17 protein-coding genes are annotated in these 17,968 nt (G+C 74.1%); 9 read left to right on the top strand and 8 right to left on the bottom strand.

Features of this window, described 5'->3' with window-relative positions; translation table 11 throughout:
• From AB0K34_RS41925 to AB0K34_RS41910, 4 genes are all read left to right on the top strand, one after another.
• Positions 1–287 (top strand): nitrite reductase (NAD(P)H) small subunit (locus AB0K34_RS41925; RefSeq protein WP_364554268.1); only part of this gene is annotated, 287 nt, incomplete at its 5' end.
• Positions 248–1,231 carry an ATP-binding cassette domain-containing protein gene (locus AB0K34_RS41920; protein ID WP_138640409.1) on the top strand — a complete coding sequence of 328 codons (984 nt, stop codon included), beginning with the start codon at positions 248–250 and terminating at the stop codon, positions 1,229–1,231. The genes AB0K34_RS41925 and AB0K34_RS41920, both read left to right, overlap by 40 nt.
• A gap of 2 nt (positions 1,232–1,233) precedes the next feature.
• Positions 1,234–2,121, top strand: coding sequence for an ABC transporter permease (locus AB0K34_RS41915; RefSeq protein WP_138640408.1), 888 nt, complete (start codon positions 1,234–1,236; stop codon positions 2,119–2,121).
• Positions 2,122–2,203: 82 nt separating this feature from the next.
• Positions 2,204–3,397, top strand: coding sequence for an esterase-like activity of phytase family protein (locus tag AB0K34_RS41910; protein ID WP_364554267.1), 1,194 nt, complete (start codon positions 2,204–2,206; stop codon positions 3,395–3,397).
• Between the two features lie 75 nt (positions 3,398–3,472).
• Here AB0K34_RS41910 and AB0K34_RS41905 read toward each other — a convergent pair whose 3' ends face one another.
• Both AB0K34_RS41905 and AB0K34_RS41900 read right to left on the bottom strand, forming a co-directional pair.
• A complete protein-coding gene (locus AB0K34_RS41905; RefSeq protein WP_364554266.1) occupies positions 3,473–4,822 on the bottom strand; it encodes an RNA polymerase sigma factor in 1,350 nt (449 codons plus the stop codon).
• A 354-nt stretch (positions 4,823–5,176) separates the two neighbouring features.
• Positions 5,177–6,352, bottom strand: a complete 1,176-nt coding sequence (locus AB0K34_RS41900; protein WP_301177133.1) for an AMP-binding protein — start codon at positions 6,350–6,352, stop codon at positions 5,177–5,179.
• A gap of 112 nt (positions 6,353–6,464) precedes the next feature.
• On the opposite strand from AB0K34_RS41900, the gene AB0K34_RS41895 reads away from it, so the two are divergent.
• From AB0K34_RS41895 to menD, 3 genes are all read left to right on the top strand, one after another.
• Positions 6,465–7,364, top strand: coding sequence for a 1,4-dihydroxy-2-naphthoyl-CoA synthase (locus AB0K34_RS41895; protein ID WP_301177134.1), 900 nt, complete (start codon positions 6,465–6,467; stop codon positions 7,362–7,364).
• 75 nt (positions 7,365–7,439) lie between these two features.
• Positions 7,440–8,390 (top strand): o-succinylbenzoate synthase, encoded by a 951-nt coding sequence (locus tag AB0K34_RS41890; protein ID WP_301177135.1) that lies wholly within the window; start codon positions 7,440–7,442, stop codon positions 8,388–8,390.
• Entirely contained in the window at positions 8,387–10,054 is a 1,668-nt protein-coding gene (gene menD / locus AB0K34_RS41885; protein WP_364554265.1) for a 2-succinyl-5-enolpyruvyl-6-hydroxy-3-cyclohexene-1-carboxylic-acid synthase, read from the top strand. Before AB0K34_RS41890 ends, menD begins: the two co-directional genes overlap by 4 nt.
• Before the next feature lie 128 nt (positions 10,055–10,182).
• Here menD and AB0K34_RS41880 read toward each other — a convergent pair whose 3' ends face one another.
• Positions 10,183–10,953 carry a tyrosine-protein phosphatase gene (locus AB0K34_RS41880; RefSeq protein ID WP_301177137.1) on the bottom strand — a complete coding sequence of 257 codons (771 nt, stop codon included), beginning with the start codon at positions 10,951–10,953 and terminating at the stop codon, positions 10,183–10,185.
• A gap of 214 nt (positions 10,954–11,167) precedes the next feature.
• Here AB0K34_RS41880 and AB0K34_RS41875 point away from each other — a divergent pair, with 214 nt between their 5' ends.
• Together AB0K34_RS41875 and AB0K34_RS41870 are read left to right on the top strand one after the other, a co-directional pair.
• A complete protein-coding gene (locus AB0K34_RS41875; RefSeq protein WP_301177138.1) occupies positions 11,168–12,229 on the top strand; it encodes an acyl-CoA desaturase in 1,062 nt (353 codons plus the stop codon).
• Between the two features lie 10 nt (positions 12,230–12,239).
• A complete protein-coding gene (locus AB0K34_RS41870) occupies positions 12,240–13,055 on the top strand; it encodes a DNA-formamidopyrimidine glycosylase family protein (protein WP_301177139.1) in 816 nt (271 codons plus the stop codon).
• Positions 13,056–13,073: 18 nt separating this feature from the next.
• Here the strand turns inward: AB0K34_RS41870 and AB0K34_RS41865 are convergent, their stop codons facing one another.
• From AB0K34_RS41865 to AB0K34_RS41845, 5 genes are all read right to left on the bottom strand, one after another.
• On the bottom strand, positions 13,074–14,327 hold the full coding sequence (locus AB0K34_RS41865) for a cation:proton antiporter (protein ID WP_301177140.1): 1,254 nt from the start codon (positions 14,325–14,327) through the stop codon (positions 13,074–13,076).
• Between the two features lie 6 nt (positions 14,328–14,333).
• On the bottom strand, positions 14,334–14,816 hold the full coding sequence (locus AB0K34_RS41860; protein WP_301177141.1) for a cation:proton antiporter regulatory subunit: 483 nt from the start codon (positions 14,814–14,816) through the stop codon (positions 14,334–14,336).
• Positions 14,817–14,941: 125 nt separating this feature from the next.
• Positions 14,942–16,177 carry an isochorismate synthase gene (locus AB0K34_RS41855; protein WP_364554264.1) on the bottom strand — a complete coding sequence of 412 codons (1,236 nt, stop codon included), beginning with the start codon at positions 16,175–16,177 and terminating at the stop codon, positions 14,942–14,944.
• 194 nt (positions 16,178–16,371) lie between these two features.
• On the bottom strand, positions 16,372–16,962 hold the full coding sequence (locus AB0K34_RS41850; RefSeq protein WP_364554263.1) for a biotin transporter BioY: 591 nt from the start codon (positions 16,960–16,962) through the stop codon (positions 16,372–16,374).
• A gap of 69 nt (positions 16,963–17,031) precedes the next feature.
• Complete coding sequence (locus AB0K34_RS41845) at positions 17,032–17,724, bottom strand: spermidine synthase (protein WP_364554262.1); 693 nt, start codon at positions 17,722–17,724, stop codon at positions 17,032–17,034.
• Positions 17,725–17,968 lie beyond the last annotated feature (244 nt).

Below are 17,968 nucleotides of genomic sequence, written 5' to 3'. Positions count from 1 at the left end.
CCGAGCGCGGGGTCTGCGCGATGGTGGACGGCGTCCAGGTGGCGGTCTTCCGGGTCTACGACGGCGCCCTGTACGCGCTGTCGAACCTCGACCCGGCGACTCGAACATCGGGTCGGACTGGTCCGTCACGTCCGGCTCCTCGGAATTGCTTGGGACGACCTATCTCTCTTGACGTGAGAGATAGGCTACTCCTACCGTTGGAGGGCCCAAAAGGTGGGTGTGCGTGCTCCATGCGGAGGGAGGCCCCATGCCGGACGGGGGACCCGCCGTCGAGGTCGACGGCCTGATCAAGAGGTTCGGCGAGGTGGAGGCCGTGCGGGGGATCGACTTCGCCGTGCGGCCGGGGGAGATCTTCGGCTTCCTCGGCCCGAACGGCGCCGGCAAGTCCACCACGATCAACATGCTCTGCACGCTGCTGCGGCCGACCGCGGGCCACGCGCGCGTGGCCGGGTACGACGTCGCCGCCGAACGCGACAGCGTGCGCCGCAACATCGGCCTGGTGTTCCAGGACCCCACCCTCGACGGCTACCTGTCGGGGGAGCAGAACCTGCGCTTCCACGCCGAACTGTACGGGGTGCCGCGCTCGGTGACCGGCGACCGCATCCGGCAGGTGCTGGAGATGGTCAACCTGTGGGACCGGCGCGGCGACCTGGTGCAGACCTTCTCCGGCGGCATGAAGCGGCGCCTGGAGATCGCGCGCGGCCTGCTGCACTCGCCGCGGGTGCTGTTCCTGGACGAGCCGACCGTCGGCCTGGACCCGCAGACCCGGGCGTCGATCTGGGAGTACATCCGGCAGCTGCAGGCGGCCGAGGAGATCACGATCTTCATGACGACGCACTACATGGACGAGGCCGAGTTCTGCGAGCGCATCGCGATCATGGACTCCGGGCGGATCGTCGCGCTCGACACCCCGGAGGCGCTCAAGGCGGGCGTCGGCGAGGACCGGGTCCGCATCCAGACCGCCGACGACGCGGCCGCGATCGCCGCGATCCGGGAGCGGTTCGGCCTGTCCGCCGTCGTGTCGGAGGGCGCGGTGACCTTCTCGGTGGCCGCCGGGGAGGCGTTCGTGCCCCGGCTGTTCGCCGAGCTGGGCGTCCCGATCCGCTCGGTGAACGTGGCGCGGCCGTCGCTGGACGATGTGTTCATGTCCTTCACCGGGTCCACGATCCGGGACGCCGAGGCCACGGGGAGCGACCGGATGCGGATGGCGATGCGCGCGGCGAGGAGATGACGATGGGGAGCACGGCGGAGCCGGCGGCGGCCGCCGAGGTCGTCCGGGTGCGGGTGCCCGAGCGCGGCCTGCGGCAGGACCTGCGCGCCGTGAAGATCGTCCTGCACCGGGAGCTGATCCGGTTCTGGCGGGACAAGCTGCGGATGGTGTCCGGGCTCGTCCAGCCGGTGCTGTGGCTGCTGGTCATGGGCACCGGCCTGTCCAACCTGGTGACCAGCGGCGGCGGCCCGGCCGGCGCCGTCGACCTGAAGACCTTCATCTACCCCGGCGTGTGCGCGATGTCGGTGATGTTCACCGCGATGTTCTCCGCCGGGTCGATCGTGTGGGACCGCGAGTTCGGGTTCCTGCGCGAGATGCTGGTCGCGCCCGTCAGCCGCAGCGCCATCGTGATCGGCAAGTGCGTCGGCGGCGCGCTCGTCGCGACGCTGCAGGGCGTGGTGATCGTGCTGCTCGCGCCGCTGGCCGGCGTCCCCTACGACCCGGTGCTGATGGCGCAGCTGGTCGGCCTGATGTTCATCGGGGCGTTCGCGCTCACCGGGTTCGGCGTGATGATGGCGGCGCGGATCACCCAGATGCAGGCGTTCTTCGGCGTCATGCAGATGGCGATGATGCCGATGATGTTCCTGTCGGGCGCGCTGTACCCGCTGAACGGCCTGCCGACCTGGCTGAGCGTCCTCACCCGCTTCAACCCGCTCACCTACGCGGTCGACCCGATGCGGCACGTCGTGTTCGCGCACCTGGACGTCTCGGACCGGCTGCTGCGCACCTTCGACCCCGGCGTCACCTGGGGCGGCTGGACGGTCCCCGTCTGGCTGGAGATCCTCATCGTCCTCGGGATGGGCCTCGGCCTGATGGCGGTCGCCATCCTGGAGTTCCGCCGCGCCGACTGAGAAGTCACCTCCGCGTCAGGCCGCGCTGCAGCATACTTGCCCTTGCGCACGAAGCGTGTTCATTTAGATGCGGAGGGTAAGCGTGATCGTGGACGTGAACAGGGTGATGTGGCGGGGAGCCGCAGCGGCGGCCGCCGTCCTGGCGGCGGTGGCGGGCGCGGCGCTCGCGGACGGGCGGCCCCGGGCGGAGGCCGCGAGCGGCGCGGCGCCCCGGGCCGGCGCGGCGGAGCTGCGGATCACGCGCTTCCTGGGGGAGCGGCGCCTCCCGCACATGATGAAGGTCGGCGGCACCACCTTCGGCGGCGTCTCGGGGCTCGACCGCGACCCCCGCACCGGCACCTGGTACCTGATCTCCGACGACCGGTGGCGCTACGACCCGGCGCGCTTCTACACCGGCCGGCTCGACATCGACCTCGCCACCGGGAACTTCACCGGGGTGCGGGTCACGGGCGCGGTCACGCTGCGGCGCCCCGGCGGCGACCCCTACCCCGGCTTCGGCAAGCCCGGGTCGGCCGACCCCGAGACGATCCGCTTCGACCCCCGCACCCGGCGGGTCCTGTGGGGCAGCGAGGGCGACCGGCCCGACGAGGGCCACCAGGGCATCCCGCTGTCGCAGATGTCGCTGAGCTGGGCGCGGACCGACGGGCGGCACGCGGGCGCGCTGCGCGTCCCGCCGGCGCTGCGGCTCACCGAGGAGCACCGGGGGCCGCGCCGCAACTTCGGGTTCGAGGCGCTGACGTTCACCCCGCACGGCATCGCCGCGATGGTCGAGGGCCCCCGCTACGAGGACGGCGAGCCGCCGACCGTGCGGCACGGCGCCCTGACCCGGCTCACCCTGTGGGACCGCGCCGGGCGCGTCCGCGCCCAGTACGCCTACCCGGTCGACCGGCTCCCGGCCGCGCCGAACCCGCCCACCGGCGTCACCGACAGCGGCGTGTCGGAGATCCTCGCCGTGGGCGGCCACCGGTTCCTGGCGCTGGAGCGGTCCTGGCTGGAGGGCGTCGGCTACAAGGTCCGGCTGTACGAGTTCGACGTGCGGGGCGCCACCGACGTGCTGCGCCGCGACTCCCTCGCCGGGGACGCCCTGTTCCGCCCGGTGCGCAAGCGGTTCGTCGCCGACCTCGGCGCGTTCGCGTCCCCGACGCAGAACCTGGAGGCGCTGGCGTGGGGGCCGCGGCTGCAGTCGGGGGAGTGCACCCTCGTCGCCGCCTCCGACGACAACTTCGACCAGCGGGAGGTCACCGAGTTCCTGGCGTTCGCCGTCCGGGGCTGCTGACCCCGGCCGGACATGCGTGGGGGCCCGCCGGACGGTGCGATCCGGCGGGCCCCCACGCGCCCATGGAAGGACGGGTCAGACGGCGAAGTCCAGCAGCGGGCGGGCGTTGCTGGGGTGCCGCAGCTTCGACAGCGACTCCTTCTCCAGCTGGCGGATCCGCTCGCGGGTCAGCCCGAGGGCCTTCCCGATCTCGTCCAGGGTGCGCGGCGTCCCGTCGTACAGCCCGAACCGCATCGCCATGATCTTGGCTTCGCGCGGGGACAGGATGTCGAGGGTGCGGCGCAGCTGGTCGGCCATGAGCTGCCGGTCGACGAGCTCGGACGCCTCGGGGCTGTCGGTGTCCTCGATGAGGTCGCCGATGCGGGTCTCGCCGTCCTCGCCGATCGTGGAGTCCAGGCTGATCGGCTGGCGGCTGGTGCGCAGCAGCTCGCGGACCTGCTCGGGGCTCTTGTCCAGCTCGGCGGCGAGCTCCTCCGGCGTGGGCTCGCGGCCCAGCCGCTGGTGCATGTCGCGCTCGACGCGGCTCAGCTTGCTGAGCATCTCCAGCACGTGCACGGGCAGCCGGATGGTGCGGGCCGAGTCGGCGAAGCCGCGCTGGATGGCCTGCCGGATCCACCACATCGCGTAGGTGGAGAACTTGTAGCCCTTGGAGTAGTCGAACTTCTCCACGGCGCGGATCAGGCCGAGGTTGCCCTCCTGGACGACGTCCAGCAGCGACAGGCCGCGGTCGGAGTACTTCTTGGCGACCGACACCACGAGCCGGAGGTTGGCCTCCAGCATGTGGGCCTTGGCGCGGCGGCCGTCGGCGGCGACCCATTCCAGGTCGGCGCGCACGCCGGGGGAGAGGTCCTCGGTCTCCAGCTTGTGCTCGGCGTAGAGCCCGGCCTCGATGCGCTTGGCGAGGTCGACCTCCTGCTCGGCGGTGAGCAGCTGGCGGCGCCCGATGGCCTTGAGGTAGGTGTGGACGGAGTCGCCCATGGTGGTCGACTGGTCGTCCAGGTCGGCCCCGGTGTCGGCGTCGGCCTCGGCGGTGGTCACCTCGAACCCCCCGTCGGCGGGGGCGTCCGCGGTGTCCGCTGCGGCGGCCTTGGTGCTCTGGCGCGCCGGCCCGGCGGCCTTGGCGGTCTTGCGGGAGGTGCGCTTCTTCGCGGGACCGGCGGGCGCCTGGGCGGTCTCCCCGCCGTCGTGGTCGGCGGCCGCGGCGAGCTTGCGCACGGTGTCGGCCTCGCCGGCCAGGCTGATCCCGGATTCGGCCAGCTCGCGCAGGATGGAGCGGCCCTGGGCCGGGCTGATCCCGGCGGCCTCGAAGGCCCCCCGAACCTCGTCGAGCGAGAGGCGCCCTTGGGCGCGGCCCCGCTTGAGGAGCTCGTTGAGCGCGGGGCCCGCCGACTCCGTGAGCGGGGTCTCGACGGCGCTTCGCGGCATGGAGACACCCCCCTCCCTTCGGTGTGAGTGCGGCGCGGATTGTGTGTTCGCTGGTGGCGCACGCACTTAACGGAACGTCGCACGGCCGGGTCATTGTTCCCAGGACCGCGGGACGACGGCCCGTCCCCGGGGATCGCGGAGGAACGATCCAGAACGGTCTGGTGCCCGGAATGGGCAGGTTCACACGATTTCGCGCTGCCTGACCTGAACCGATGCCACCTTACTGCGTAAAGGCGCCGGGTCGCGGCGACGTGACGAAGACCACTACCCGCGTGACTTCCTTCGGCCGCAGACTCCGGCCGTACCGAGCGACGACCCGTTCTCGCAGGTCAGGGAAGTGGGGCGGGGCGCGGGTCAGCGGGCGGGACGGCCTGCGGGGGAGCGCAGGCGGGCGCGGTCGGGCTTGCCGGACGCCAGCAGCGGGATCGCGTCCACCAGCTCCAGCTCACGGGGCGCGGCGAAGGCCGGCAGCGTCTCCCGGACGAGGGCCCGCAGGTCCGCCAGCTCCGGCGCGGCGGGGGCGGCGGGGACGACGACGGCGGTGACGCGCTCGCCCCACTCGGGGTCGGGCCGCCCGACCACGACGACGTCGCGGACCCCCGGGTGCCGCGACAGCGCGGCGGCGACCTCGCCGGCGACGACCTTCTCCCCGCCGGTGTTGATCACGTCGTCGACGCGGCCCCGGACGCGGAGCCGGCCGCCCTCCAGGGCGCCGAGGTCCTGGGTGACGAACCAGTCGCCGTCCCGCGCCGCGGCGGTCAGGTCGGGCCGCAGCCGGTAGCCGCTGAACAGCGACGCCCCGGCCAGCCGGATCCGGCCGCCGTCGCCGAGCGCGACGCGCACGCCGTCCAGCGGGGTGCCGTCGTAGACGCAGCCGCCGCAGGTCTCGCTCATCCCGTAGGTGGTGAAGACCCGGGCGCCGCGCTCGCGGGCCTCGGCGAGCAGGCCGGGCGCGGCGGCGGCGCCGCCGAGCACGACCGCGCCGAGCCGGGACAGGTCGGCGCCGGTGTCCAGCACGCGGCGCAGCTGGGTCGGGACGAGCGAGACGTGGAAGCCGTCGGCCTTCGCGACGGCGCCGGCGTCGAAGCGCGGCGCGATGACCGGGTCGGTGCCGGCGACCAGGGACCGGACGAGCACCTGCACGCCGGAGATGTGGCTGGTCGGCACGCAGCACAGCCACCGGTCGCCGGGCGCGGCGCCGATGCGGGCGAGGGTGCCGGCGGCGGAGTGCCGCAGCGCGTCCGCCGTCAGCTCGACGAACTTCGGCGCCCCGGTGGAGCCGGACGTGGCGATCAGCACCGCGGTACCGGCACCGACGGGCGCGCGTCCGCCGCCGGGGGAGTGCGGGATCAGCCCGTCCGGCGTGTCGACCGCGTCGGGGGCCAGCGCGTCCAGCAGGCTCCTGAGCGCCGGTTCGGGCAGGTCAGGAGGGAGCGGGCAGAGCGCGGGGCCGCCGTCGAGCGCGGCGGCGAGGGCCCGCAGCAGCCGGGGGCCGGGCGGCAGGACGGCGGCGTGCAGCGGGCGATCCATGATCTCATCAGCGTAGACGACCCCGCTGAACGCGTTCAAACGCGGGGAGGGTTGAATGGGTCACCGGCCGCCCGCGCCCCCGGCGGCGCGCGCGCTTCATAGAGGGGAACACATGGTCTCGGAGCTGTTCGACGCGGACGCGTGGAAAGAGGTCGAGGGGTTCGGCTTCACCGACATCACCTACCACCGCGCCGTCGACCACGGCACGGTGCGGGTGGCGTTCAACCGGCCGGACGTGCGCAACGCGTTCCGCCCCCACACGGTGGACGAGCTGTACCGGGCGCTGGACCACGCGCGGATGTCCAGCGACATCGGCTGCGTGCTGCTGACCGGGAACGGGCCGTCCCCCAAGGACGGCGGCTGGGCCTTCTGCTCCGGGGGCGACCAGCGCATCCGCGGCAAGGACGGCTACAAGTACGCCGAGGGCGAGACGTCCGACACGATCGACCCGGCGCGGGCGGGGCGGCTGCACATCCTGGAGGTGCAGCGGCTGATCCGGATGATGGGCAAGGTCGTCATCTGCGTGGTGCCGGGCTGGGCGGCGGGCGGCGGGCACAGCCTGCACGTGGTGTGCGACCTCACCCTCGCCAGCCGTGAGCACGCCCGCTTCAAGCAGACCGACGCGGACGTGGCGAGCTTCGACGGCGGGTTCGGGTCGGCGTACCTGGCGCGGCAGGTCGGGCAGAAGTTCGCCCGCGAGATCTTCTTCCTCGGCGACACCTACGACGCCGAGGCCGCGCACCGGATGGGCATGGTCAACGCCGTCGTCCCGCACGCCGAACTGGAGGCGACGGCGCTGGAGTGGGCGCGGAAGGTCAACGGCAAGAGCCCGACGGCGCAGCGGATGCTGAAGTTCGCGTTCAACCTGGTCGACGACGGGCTGGTCGGGCAGCAGGTGTTCGCGGGCGAGGCGACTCGCCTGGCCTACGGCACCGACGAGGCCGCCGAGGGGCGGGACTCGTTCCTGGAGAAGCGCGACCCCGATTGGTCGCGTTTCCCGTGGTACTACTAAGGGTTCAAACGCACGGTGTGCTCCGGAATACCGTGATTCGGTGGCCAGATCAGCGGCAGGTCAGGGGGTCGGCGGGTGCGGGTGTACTCCATCCCGATGCGGACGCGGTTCCGCGGTGTGACGCGGCGGGAGGGCGTCCTGATCGAGGGCCCCGCCGGCTGGGGGGAGTTCTCGCCGTTCGCCGAGTACGGCCCGGCCGAGTGCGCCCGCTGGCTGGCCGCCGCGCGGGAGGCCGCGTTCGAGGGGTGGCCGGCGCCCGTCCGCGACCGGATCCCGGTGAACGCGACGATCCCCGCGGTCGGGCCTGAGCGGGCGTTCGCGCTGACCAAGGAGTCCGGCTGCGGGACCGCGAAGGTGAAGGTCGCCGAGCGCGGCCAGAGCGACGCCGACGACATGGCGCGGGTCGAGGCCGTCCGGGACGCGATCGGGCCGGACGGCCGCGTCCGGATCGACGTGAACGGCGGCTGGGACGTCGACCACGCGGCCCGGATGATCCGGGCGCTGGACCGGTGGGAGCTGGAGTACGCCGAGCAGCCGTGCGCGACGCTGGAGGAGCTGGCGCTGGTGCGGCGGCGGGTGGACGTGCCGATCGCGGCGGACGAGTCGATCCGCCGCGCCGAGGACCCGCTGAAGGTGCGCGCCGCCGGCGCCGCGGACGTGGCGGTGCTGAAGGTGCAGCCGCTCGGCGGGGTCGCGGCGGCGCTGCGGGTCGCGGAGGCGTGCGGGCTGCCGGTGGTGGTGTCGAGCGCGGTGGAGACGTCGGTGGGCCTGGCGGCGGGGGCGGCGCTGGCCGCGGCGCTGCCGGAGCTGCGGTACGCGTGCGGGCTGGGGACGCTGTCGCTGCTGGAGGGCGACGTCGCCGCCGACCCGCTGCGGCCGGTGGCGGGGGAGATCGAGGTGCGGCGGCCGGTGGTGGACGGTGAGGCGCTGGCCCGCTGGGCGGGCCCGGAGGCCGCGTGGCGGGAGCGGGCGCTGGCGGCGCAGGAGCATATGGGCGGCCCGGCGGTGATCGGGGCGGCGCCGTGAACCCGGCGACCGCGCTGGCGGCGGTGCTGGTCGACGAGCTGCTGCGCTGCGGGATGACCGACGCGGTGCTGGCGCCGGGGTCGCGGTCGGCGCCGCTGGCGCTGGCGCTGCAGGCGGCCGAGGAGGCCGACCGGGTCCGGCTGCACGTGCGGATCGACGAGCGGTCGGCGTCGTTCCTCGGGCTGGGGCTGGCGAAGCGGTCGGGGCGTCCGGTGGCGCTGGTGTGCACGTCGGGGACGGCGGCGGCGAACTTCCATCCGGCGGTGATCGAGGCGCACGAGTCCGGGGTCCCGCTGATCGTGATCACCGCGGACCGTCCGCCGGAGCTGCGCGACACCGGCGCGAACCAGACGGTCGACCAGGTGAAGCTGTACGGGACGGCGGCGCGGTGGAGCACCGAGGTCGGGGTGCCGGAGAACCGCCCGGGGATGGTGGCGTACTGGCGGTCGCTGGTGAGCCGCGCGTGGGGGGTGGCGCAGGCGCCGTCGCCGGGCCCGGTGCACCTGAACGCGGCGTTCCGGGAGCCGCTGATCCCCGACGGGGACGAGACGTGGTGCGAGCCCCTCGACGGCGACGCGACGGGCGCGTGGACGAAGGTGCGCGCGGCGACGCCGGGGTCGGTGCTGCACGTCCCGCCGACGCGGCGCGGCGTCCTGGTGGTGGGTGACGGCGCGGTGAACGTCAAGCGGTACGTGGCGGCGGCGTCGATGGCCGGCTGGCCGGTGCTCGCTGAGCCGAACGGCAACGCCCGCTACGGCGACCACGCGCTGTCGTCGCACCATTTCCTGCTGGGCGTGCCGGAGTTCGTGGAGCGGCACCGCCCGGAGGTGGTGGTGACGCTGGGCAAGCCGGGGCTGTCGCGGCCGCTGCTGGCGCTGCTGAGGCGGGCGGAGGAGCACATCGTGCTGGCGCCCGACCTGTCGCACTGGCCGGACCCGGTCCGGTCGGCGACGCAGGTGGCGCCGGAGGTGGAGATCCCGGTCGTGTCGGGCGACGACGCGTGGCTGAAGTCGTGGCGGACCGCGGACCAGGCGGCCGCGGCGGCGGTGGACGCGGTGCTCGACGCGGTGCCGGAGGTGACCGAGCCGCGGCTGGCGCGCGACCTGGTGGCGGGGCTGCCGGGCGGGTCGCTGCTGTTCACGGCGGCGAGCATGCCGATCCGCGACCTTGACCAGGTGATGCGGCCGCGCCGCGGGATCCGCGTCATGGCGAGCCGGGGCGCGAGCGGTATCGACGGGCTGGTGTCGACGGCGATCGGGGCGGCGCTGGCGCACAGCGGCCGGTCCTACGCGCTGCTCGGCGACCTGGCGTTCCTGCACGACCAGAACGGGCTGGTCATCGGCCCGTACGACCGGCGCCCGGACCTGGCGGTCGTGGTGGTGAACAACCAGGGCGGCGGGATCTTCTCGCTGCTGCCGCAGGCGGCGCTGCGCGGCCCGTTCGAGCGGGTCTTCGGCACCCCGCACCAGGTGGACGTGAGCGCGGTGGCGGCGGCGCACGGCGTCCCGTACCGGCGGCTGGAGGCGGCGGCCGACCTGCCGAAGGCGCTGACGGGGGAGGGGCTGCGGATCGTGGAGGCCCGTACCGACAGGGAGGCGAACGCGGCCCTGCACGCCGAGATGCGCAAGGCGGCGCAGGAGGCCGTCCGCGCGGCGCTGGCCTGACCTGGAGACACGCCCCAAGCCGGCTCCGTCTCCCCGTCGTCCAGTATTGGACTTACAACGTAAAGGCATCGGGCAGGGTGCATCCACACCCCCATAAAAACCAATCCTCCCCGACGGGGGAGCAGAACTCAGGGGGCGAGGAAGCGGTCGCGGAGGGCTTCGGTGTCCTCGGGCGTCCAGCCGTGCCCGGCGAGCCAGCCGAGCGTCCCGCCGTACTCCTCATCGACGCGGGCGAGGAGCTTCTCCATGATGGCGGCGTGGGGGCGGTGGGTGTCGGCGGGGCGGGAGTCGAGGTCGGCGGCGTAGGTGTCGGTGCCGCGCAGCCGTTGCAGGACGGCCTCCAGGCGCTCGCCGGTCTGGGCGTAGTCGGCGACGATGGCCTCGCGGGTGACGCCGGCGGCGTCGAGGGCGAGGGCGCAGACGACTCCGGTGCGGTCCTTGCCGGCGGCGCAGTGCACGAGTGCGGAGCCGTCGGTGCGGGTCATGACGCGCAGGGCGGCGACGATGGAGTCGCCGCGGTCGGTGAGGTAGCCGAGGTAGTGGCCGGTCGAGCGGTCCTGCCAGGGAAGCGCCTTGTCCACGTCCACGTCGGCGGCGACGTCGGTGTTGCGGCCGCCTTCGGGGAACAGCGAGAGCTGGTGGACGGTCACCGTCGGTATGCGGGTGAGGGGGCCGGGCCCTTCGAGGCGCACCTCGGCGTCGCTGCGCAGGTCGATGACGTTCTTGAGGGCGTAGTCGTCGAGGAGGAGGCGGACGTCGGCGACGGAGAGGTCCTGGAGGTTGTCGGAGCGGAGGACGCGTCCCCGCCGGGTGGTGCGGCCGTCCGCCGTGGGGAGGCCGCCCAGGTCTCGGGCGTTGACCGCACCGTCGAGTTCGATCCACCGTGTGCCATCGTCCATGACTTGTGACCCTATATGGGTGGGGTGTCCCCGCTTTTGTGCAGGGTCCGGTTGCGGCCGGTGCGGGGGGTGATCGCCCCGGGGAGCGAGGCGCGGCGGGGGCGACCGGGACCTGCGAGCCAGGGGAGGGTTGGCTCTCCAGCGGGGCGACCGCCCGGTGTCACGCTCCGTAGCTTGCGAGGAGACGGTTTCCGCTGCTCGTACTGGAGGTTCCATGCCCGCGACCCTGCACGCTCCCGGCGCTCCCCCCGCCGCCCCCGCACCGTCCGGGAGGCGGGTCGGCAGCGACTTCGCCCCGCTGGCGCGGCGGGTGCGGGAGAGCGGGCTGCTGGAGCGCCGCCGCGGCTACTACGCGCGGGCGATCGGGCTGAACCTGGCGGCGACGGCCGCGCTGTGGGCCGCGGTCGCGTGGGCGGGGGACGGGTGGTGGACGGTCCTGCTCGGCGTTCCGCTGGCGGTGGTGGCGGCGCGGACGGCGTTCCTCGGGCATGACGCGGGGCACCGGCAGATCGCGGGGTCGGCGCGGGGGAACCGGTGGCTGGGGCTGCTGCTGGGGAACCTGCTGCTGGGGATGGGGCACGGGTGGTGGAACGACAAGCACAACCGGCACCACGCCAATCCGAACCATGTGGGCAAGGACCCGGACGTCGGCGAGGGGGTGCTGGCGTGGACGCAGGAGCAGGCCGAGGGCCAGCGGGGCGTGCTGCGGTGGGTGGCGCGGCATCAGGCGGCGCTGTTCTTCCCGCTGCTGACGCTGGAGGGCGTGAACCTGAAGGTGGGGAGCCTGATGTTCCTGCGGGGCCGGTCGCGTCGCGACCGGCTGGTGGAGGGCGGTCTGCTGCTGGCGCACGCGGTGGGGTACCTGTCGCTGGCGTTCGTCCTGCTGCCGCCGGCGCAGGCGGTGGCGCTGATCGCGGTGCAGCACGCGCTGTTCGGGGTGCATCTGGGGGCGGTGTTCGCGCCGAACCACAAGGGGATGGCGATGCCGGGGCCGGGTGAGCGGTGGGGGCATCTGCGGCGGCAGGTGCTGACGTCGCGGAACGTGCGGGGCGGCGCGGTGACCGACTGGCTGATGGGCGGGTTGAACTACCAGATCGAGCACCATCTGTTCCCGGGGATCCCGCGGTGCAGCCTGCGGCGGGTGCGGCCGCTGGTGATGGAGCACTGCGCGGCGGTGGGCCTGCCGTACACCGAGACGGGTCTGGTGGCGTCGTACCGGGAGGCTCTCGGTCACATGCGGGAGATCGGTGAGCCGTTGCGGGAGGGGCGGGGATAGGCTCCGGGCCATGCCCGAGGGACACACGATTCATCGCCTGGCCGCCGAGCATCAGCGGGTGTTCGGCGGCCGCGCCGTTTCCGCGTCGAGTCCGCAGGGGCGGTTCGCCGAGGGGGCGGGCCGGCTGGACGGGCGGGTGCTGGTGGAGGCGGACGCGCATGGCAAGCATCTGCTGCTGGGGTTCGACGATGAGCTGACGTTGCACGTCCATCTGGGGATCTACGGCCGGTTCGGGTTCGGGGAGTCGCCGGCGCCGGAGCCGGTGGGGCTGGTGCGGTTGCGGTTGGAGGGCGGGGCGCATTTCGCGGATCTGCGGGGTCCGAACCGGTGCGAGGTGCTGGAGCCGGGCGGGGTGAAGCTGCTGCGGGACCGGCTGGGGCCGGATCCGCTGCGGGTGGACGCCGATCCGGAGGCGGCGTGGCGGCGGATCTCGCGGGCGCGGACGCCGATCGGGGTGCTGCTGATGGATCAGTCGGTGGTGGCGGGGCCGGGGAACATCTACCGGGCGGAGGTGCTGTTCCGGCAGGGGGTCGATCCGCGGTTGCCGGGGCGGCGGTTGTCGGCGGGGCAGTGGGCGGGGATCTGGTCGGATCTGGTGGTGCTGATGGCGGAGGGGGTGCGGGTGGGGCGGATCGACACGGTGCGTCCGGAGCACACGCCGGAGGCGATGGGGCGTCCGCCGCGGGTGGACGATCACGGTGGTGAGGTGTACGTGTACCGGCGTGCGGGGTTGCCGTGCCTGGTGTGCGGGACGGCGGTGGCGGCGGCGGTGCTGGCGGGGCGGAACCTGTTCTGGTGTCCGGGGTGCCAGCCGTCCGCCGTGTGAGGGCGCGGCGGGTGGGGGTCAGGTGATGGTGGGTGTGGGGCCGGTGTCGCCGGTGCCGGCTGCGGGGCGGGGGATGAGGGGGACGTCGTCGTCGGTCTGGGGGGCGCGGCGGCGTGCGCGGCGGGTGCGCAGGAGGGCGGCGACGGGTTCGGTGCCGCGGGCGATGACGGGGCCGGCGACGGCGAGGATGAGGACGTAGGCGGCGGCGAGGGGGCCGAGGCGGGGGTTGGTTCCGGCGCTGACGGCGAGGCCGGCGATGACGATGTTGAACTCGCCGCGGGGGATGAGGGCGGCGCCGGCGCGCAGGCGTCCGGTGGTGGCGATGCCGGCGCGGCGGGCGGCGATCCAGCCGGTGCCCATCTTGGTGAGGATGCCGGCGGCGGCGAGGAGGGCGGCGATGCCGAGGACGGGGGGCAGGTCGCCGGGGTCGGTGTGGAGGCCGAAGAAGACGAAGAAGACGGCGGCGAAGAGGTCGCGGAGGGGGGTGAGGAGTTTCTGGGCGGTGTGGGCGAGGGTGCCGGACAGGGCGATGCCGACGAGGAAGGCGCCGACGGCGGCGGAGACCTGGAGCTGCTGGGCGATGCCGGCGACGAGGAGGGTGAGGCCGAGGACTTTGAGGAGGAGGACTTCTTCGCTGGGGGAGGCGACGAAGCGTTCGACGAGGGTGCCGTGGCGGAGGGCGATGTAGAGGATGACGGTGATGGTGGCGGCGGCGACGCCGAGGGCGGTGGCGCCGCCGATGAGGCCGGCTCCGGCGAGGAGGGTGGTGAGGATGGGGAGGTAGGCGGCCATGGCGAGGTCCTCGAAGACGAGGACGGACAGGACGGCGGGGGTCTCGCGGTTGCCGAGCCAGCCGAGGTCGCCGATGACTTTGGCGGTGATGCCGGAGGAGGTGACGTAGGTGATGCCGCCCATGGCGACGGCGGCGACGGGGCCCCAGCCGAGCAGGAGGGCGGCGGCGACGCCGGGGGCGGCGTTGAGGACGAGGTCGGCGAGGCCGGTGGGTGCGGAGGTGCGCAGGGTGCCGACGAGTTCGCCGGCGGTGTATTCGAGGCCGAGGGTGAACAGCAGCAGGATGACGCCGACTTCGGCGCCGATGGAGACGAAGTCCTCGCTGGTGGTGAGGGGGAGGATGCCGCCGGAGCCGAAGGCGAGGCCGGCGATGAGGTAGAGGGGGATGGGGGAGATGGAGAAGCGGACGGAGACCGCGCCGAGGAGTCCGAGGGCGAGGATGATGGCGCCGAGTTCGATGAGCTGTACGGCTGAGTGCATGCGCGGTCAGCCGTGGGCGAGGATCTGGGCGACCGCGGTGGTGCCTTCTCCGGTGCCGACGACGACGACGGTGTCGCCGGCGGTGAAGGTGTAGTCGGGGCGGGGGCTGGCGTGGACCTGCCCGTCGCGGACGACGGCGACGATGGAGGCGCCGGTGCGGGTGCGGGCGCGGGTGTCGGCGAGGGGGCGTCCGTCGTAGGGGGAGCCTGCGGGGATGGGGACTTGTTCGGTGACGAGTCCTTCGACCTGGCGGTGGAGTTCGGCGAGGTGTTCGATGATGCGGCCGGTGCCGAGGAGTTCGGCGATGGCGTTGGCCTCTTCGGCGGTGAGGGCGACGGTGGCGATGCAGCTGTCGGGGTCTTCTTTGTCGTAGATGACCAGGTCGCGGCGGCCGGTGCGGTGGGAGATGACGCCGAGTTGGCGGCCGCGGCCGGTGGTCATGATGTGCTGCAGGCCGATGCCGGGCAAAGCGGTCCGTTCGACGTCCACGGTGCTTCGTCCTCCGTCTCCGTGTGCTGGGGTCGTTGATGACCGTACCGGTGGCGGGGTGGTGCGCGGTCGCCGGGTGCGGGGCGTTGCCGCAGCGTGCGGGGTGGTGCGGGGGCGGGTGCGGGTCAGCCGTGGAGGGCGTAGCGCATGGGGCGGAATTTGGCGTGGGCTTCGGCGAGTTCGGCGGCGGGGTCGGAGTCGGCGACGATGCCGCAGCCGGCGAAGAGGCGGGCGCGGGTGCCGTCGATCTCGGCGCAGCGCAGGGCGATGCCCCATTCGCCGTCGCCGCGGGCGTCGATCCAGCCGACGGGGCCGGCGTAGCGGCCGCGGTCCATGCCCTCGAGTTCGCGGATGAGGTCGAGGGCGGTGGCGGTGGGGGTGCCGCAGACGGCGGGGGTGGGGTGGAGGGCGGCGACGACGTCGAGGACGGAGCGGTCGGCGGCCAGGCGTCCGTGGATGGGGGAGGCCAGGTGCATGACGTTGGGGAGGGTGAGGAGTTCGGGTCGGCGGGGGACGGTGAGGTGGGAGCAGAGGGGGGTGAGGGCGTCGCGGACCATGTCGGCGGCGTAGCCGTGTTCTTCGCGGTCCTTGGCGGAGCCGAAGAGGCGGCCGGCGCGGGCGTGGTCGTCGGCGGGGGTGTCGCCGCGGGGGGTGGTGCCGGCGAGGACGAGGGATTCGATGTGGTCGCCGGTGCGGCGGATGAGGAGTTCGGGGGTGGCGCCGACGAGGCCGGCGCAGGAGAAGGTGTAGCAGGCGGGGAAGCGGTCGGCGAGGCGCTGGAGGAGGACGCGGGCGTCGATGGGGGCGGTGGCCTGGGCGGTGATGTCGCGGGCGAGGACGACTTTGCCGAGGTGGCCGGCGCGGATGCGGTCGACGGCGGCGGCGACGGCGTCCTTCCACTGGTGTTCGGGGAGGGCGCCGTCGCTCCAGGTGAGGCCGGTGGGGGGTTGGGGCGGGTTGGCGAGGGTGAGGGGGTCGGCGGTGTCGCCGATGGTGGTGAGCCAGGCGCGGCCGTCGCGGCGGCCGAGGATGCGGCGGGGGATGATGAGTGCGGAGTCGCCGGATTTGGGGTCGAAGCCGAAGGAGCCGAAGGCGACGGGGCCGGTGCCGGGGAGGGCGACGGGGTCGTCGATGTCGGCGGCGTCGAAGAGGTCGCGGAGGTGGCGGGCGGCGGTGGTGAAGCGGTCGTCGCCGCCGGGGAGGGTGAGGCGGGCCGCTTCGCCCCAGCCGACGATGCCGTGGCCGTGGCGGATCCAGGCGAGCGCGGAGGGGTGGGGAAGCCGCGCGATGAGGTCGCCCGGGTCGGGGATCGGGACGGTGCGGACGGTGAGTCGGTCCGGTGCTGTCACGGCGAGCTTCACGTGGCCACTGTACGACAGATTTGAACCTGTTCAAACGGTGGGGGCGGGGGTGCGGGATGATGTGCGCCACACCGGCCGGGGGCGGGGCCTGCCGGGGTGCGGGGCATGGGCGTGTGCTGCCCGTCCGTCCCGTCCCCATGCGTGCGGGGGCGGGACGGACGGGGCGAGCCCGCGTGCGGGCCCGCGTGCGGAGGTCAGCGGCGGCGTGCGGCGCCGGTGAGCTTCCAGGCGGCGGGCAGGAGCCCGGCGGCCAGCAGGACCTTCAGCGCGTCGCCGGCCAGGAAGGGCGTGACGCCGAGGTCGAGCGCGGTGGCGAGGTCCACGTGCAGGTAGGCCATCAGGTAGGGGACGCCGGCGGCGTACATGATGGCGGTTCCGGCGAGCATGGTCGCGACGGTGCGCAGCGGGGTGCGGTCGCCGCCGCGGCGGGCGAGGTGCCCGACGGCGGCGCCGGCGACGATGAACCCGAGGATGTAGCCGAAGCTGGCGAAGCCGGCGCCGGAGGCCCCGTCGGTGAACCAGGGGACGCCGGCGAGGCCGGCGAGCAGGTAGACGAGCATGCCGAGGGCGGCGCGGCCGGGGCCGAGGGCGGCGCCGGCGAGCAGCACCGCGAAGGTCTGCCCGGTGACGGGGACGGGGGTGCCGGGCAGCGGGACCGCGATCTGCGCGGCGATGCCGGTGAGTACGGCGGCGCCGATGACGAGGGCGGTGTCGCGGGCCAGGGCACCGGGCAGCAGGTCGCCCAGGACGGCGGGGCGCCGCTGGGCTGCGTGGGCAGTAGCCACAGATCCTCCCAAAAAGGTTTTGTCAGGCCGAAACCTAGCGAATGCACTTTCCGGGACGAACAGCGCGGGCTACAGAAACGGGCGGTCCGGCTTTGTCGGCCGCGCCGCGAGGTACACGATGTCGGGTTCGCCGCGGGGCACCGGCACCGGTCTGGCCTCGACGCGGGCGAACCGGTCGCGCAGCAGCGCCTCGAACGCGGGCGCGGCGCCGGCGCTCCACACCGCCAGGACGCCGCGGGGGGTGAGCATGCGGGCGAGCAGGTCCAGGCCGGTGGGGGCGTAGAGGCGGGCGTTGCCGGGGGTGACGGTCCAGTCGGGGCCGTTGTCGATGTCCAGGCACAGCGCGTCGAAGCGGCCGGCGCCGGGGGCGGCGACGACGTCGAGGAGGTCGGCGGCGCGGACGGTGACGCGGGGGTCGTCCAGCGCGCCGCCCGACCAGGGCCGCAGCGCGGTGCCGTGCCAGGCGATGACGGCGGGCTCGCGTTCGACGACGGTGACGTGCGCGACGGCGGGCAGGGCGAGGGCCTCGGCGAGGGAGAACCCGACGCCGAGCCCGCCGATGAGCACCCGCACGGGCGCGTCGAGGCCGTCCACGGCGGTGCGGACCAGCAGCCGCTCGGACTCGCCGTTGCGGGTGTCCATGAGGAACACGCCGTTGCTGATGATCTCGTAGTCGGCGCCGGCGCGGCGCAGCACCAGTTCGCCGCCGGCCCCGGCGGCGCGCTCGACCACCACCGGCTGTGCGGACGCGGCGATTCCCATGCCCCGCACCCTAGCCGTCCCCGCGCCGCCCCGCGCTGCGGGCGTGCAGGGGCGTGCAGGGACCGAACCTGGCCGGGGGTGGGCGGGATGGGGTGGTGTGGGCTACGGTGCCGGGCATGCCCGAGCCTGCTTCGCCCGGCGGCCTGCTGCCGGGGCGCCGGATCCTGGTCGTCGGCGCGGGGACGCGGCCGAGCGCCGATCCCGCCGCGCCGGTCGGCAACGGCCGCGCGATCGCGGTGACCGC

The sequence above is a fragment of the Actinomadura sp. NPDC049382 genome, from assembly GCF_040677125.1.
Classification (GTDB): Bacteria; Actinomycetota; Actinomycetes; order Streptosporangiales; family Streptosporangiaceae; genus Spirillospora; species Spirillospora geliboluensis.
This window is presented reverse-complemented; position numbering and strand designations above follow the sequence as displayed.